The sequence below is a fragment of the Dyella sp. 01N36 genome (genome assembly GCF_056399745.1).
Genome location: NZ_JBFTRY010000326.1, coordinates 1 through 2,191, shown reverse-complemented (window position 1 = coordinate 2,191; position 2,191 = coordinate 1). Strand labels below are relative to the sequence as shown.

Here is a 2,191-nt window from a genome sequence, read left to right as displayed (position 1 = left end):
CACCTCAAGCGTTCGGGCTTATCCCAACACGATGCTGCGGGCGTTATCAGGCCATTCTCTTTGGGTTACTTTCGACGCGAAGCTAGTCCCGTGGGATCTTTTGGGCCAGCAAGAGAAAAGTGACTCGAGCGGCGGCAGCCGTTCGAAACGCCCGCCGCGCAGGCGGCACGCTGGCGATATCGCCACAATCGAGTGAAAAGTCACCGGATCTCCGTCTTCACAGGAATGACGAACTGAAAATCGGCCGCACAGCGATGACGAGCTAAAACTCTACCGCGCCCTAGGCACCGGCCCCTGCAACATCCCCAACACCCTCTTCGCCACCCGCCCCACCGGCCCCAACTTATCCGTAATCATCCCCATCAACCGGAAATCCTCTTCACTCCAGTAACGCACCAGGAAACTGGAAGGCAAGAACACCGCGACAAACGTCACCGCCCCCGTGATGAAGGCAAAGTGCCCCGGCGTCACCGCCGCCACCAACCATCCCGCTCCCGTGGCCACCAACCCCACGACAAACAGCTTCAGCATCGGTGCGATCGGCAACCCGGCACTGGCCACACGCCGGATATAAAACGTGCAGATCGCCAGCTCAGCCAGACGCGTGCCGGCATAGCAAAGCACCGCGCCCAGCAGACCAAAGTGCGGAATCAGGCTGAACCCAAGGATCACGTTGATGATCAACGCCGACCCGGAGATGCGCAGACGGTCCCCCTGCCGATCCGTCACCACCTGGAAGGCGGCGATGCTGTTGGTGATCAGCAACAGCCCCGCCAATACCAGGGTGACCTCGATCGCAGGAATCGCATCGATGTACTTGTTGCCGTACATCAGCGTCACCAACCCCGGCGTGGTGACAAAACCCAGCCCCGCAATCATCAGACCGGTGGCCCAATAGAATCGCGTCGCCTCCGACAGCACGCGGGTTGCGTGCGATTGCCCACTCTGGCCAAAGGCGCGCGCCATGTAGGGCAGCAGTGTCGAGGTAAGTCCCACTGAGAACAGCTCCACCGCGCCGCGCGTCAAGGTGCCCGCAATGGCGAAGAAGCCCACCGCCGTGGAATTGGCATAGGTGTTGAGCAGAAAGACTTCGATCGTGTTGGTCTTCAGCGCAATCAACAGGATCAGCACCGCGGTAAGCCGCAAGTGGCGCGTCAGGCGCTTGGACATTTCATCGGGCACGTCGCCCGGGCCAAACGGCAGGCAGTAATGGCGATACGCCATGCGGTTGATCAGGTTCAGCGTCAGGCAGGAGACCGCAAAGATCCCGACGAAGGCGAGCAGGCCTGCGTGGAACCAGGTGGCAAGCCCCACCAGGGCCAGCATGATGACGCCCGAGATCACCGTGGCGATGGACACCGGCTCGAAATGCTCCTGCCCTTTCGATATGGCCACCAGCAGGCTGTAATTGGCCTTGGCCACCACGCCGATAGCCACGAGTACCGTGATCGGCAAGATGAAGCCCGCCCATTCCTGCGGGCGGATGATCGCGACACCGGCGAAAAACAGCGCAATCACAACCGCGCAACTCCACATCTGATTGCGCATCAGGCGATAGGAGATATGCGAGGCGACCTCGGGCAGCTCCGCACCGTAGGCCTCGGCGATGAATTTGGTCGAAGAAGTCGTCAATGCGTGATTGCTGCAAGTCATCAACCAGCCGCACAGCCACACCGTGAACGCATAGCGGCCAAAGTCCGCCGGCCCCAGCGCGCGCGCAATCCACACGCTGATGAACAGGCCCAGCGCGTATTCCACATAGGTGGAAGCCGACACCAGCGCCATGCTGCGAAGTGCTGCCATACGACGATTCATCTAAACCTGCCCCTGCTGATACCTTGCCATTCGTCCCATCCAAGCCCTAGGGCGTTGTGTGCGCCGCCAGCGGCGAGTTCGATCCGCTGCCCGGCGGCTGCTGCAGCAACCACATCGCCACGCCACTGCCGCGGTTGTTCCAGTTGAAGCGACGCACCGTCTCGCCAATCTGCGCGCACTCGGTGTTGTAGGAGGAGGCCAGTGCGTCGAGACGACGCTTCAGCGCATCGCTTTGCGCCGGATCGCGCTCGAAGTAATAGGCTGCCGCCACCGGCATCACCAGCTCGACGTTGTGCGAGTCGCTGTACCAGCCGTCGGAATCCTCGATCTCGGCCAGCTTGCTGCGACTGGCGCCCGAGGATGCCCAGTACCAGGC

2 protein-coding genes and 1 pseudogene are annotated in these 2,191 nt (G+C 61.6%); 1 reads left to right on the top strand and 2 read right to left on the bottom strand.

From position 1 onward, the window contains the following. Nucleotides 1-196 (top strand): hypothetical protein (locus tag AC1DMG_RS21705; RefSeq protein WP_477181109.1); only part of this gene is annotated, 196 nt, incomplete at its 5' end. A 74-nt stretch (nucleotides 197-270) separates the two neighbouring features. Here AC1DMG_RS21705 and AC1DMG_RS21700 read toward each other — a convergent pair. Both AC1DMG_RS21700 and AC1DMG_RS21695 read right to left on the bottom strand, forming a co-directional pair. Beyond that, the gene (locus AC1DMG_RS21700) at nucleotides 271-1,815 is read right to left on the bottom strand and encodes an oligosaccharide flippase family protein (protein WP_477181108.1); all 1,545 of its coding nucleotides are present in this window, start codon (nucleotides 1,813-1,815) and stop codon (nucleotides 271-273) included. A 46-nt stretch (nucleotides 1,816-1,861) separates the two neighbouring features. Further along, a pseudogene (locus AC1DMG_RS21695) lies at nucleotides 1,862-2,191 on the bottom strand (hypothetical protein); the annotation flags it as partial.

Coding starts and splice junctions, on each gene's coding strand:
- AC1DMG_RS21700 (WP_477181108.1), bottom strand. CDS start 1,815: ATGAATCGTCGTATGGCAGCACTTCGCAGCATGGCGCTGGTGTCGGCT.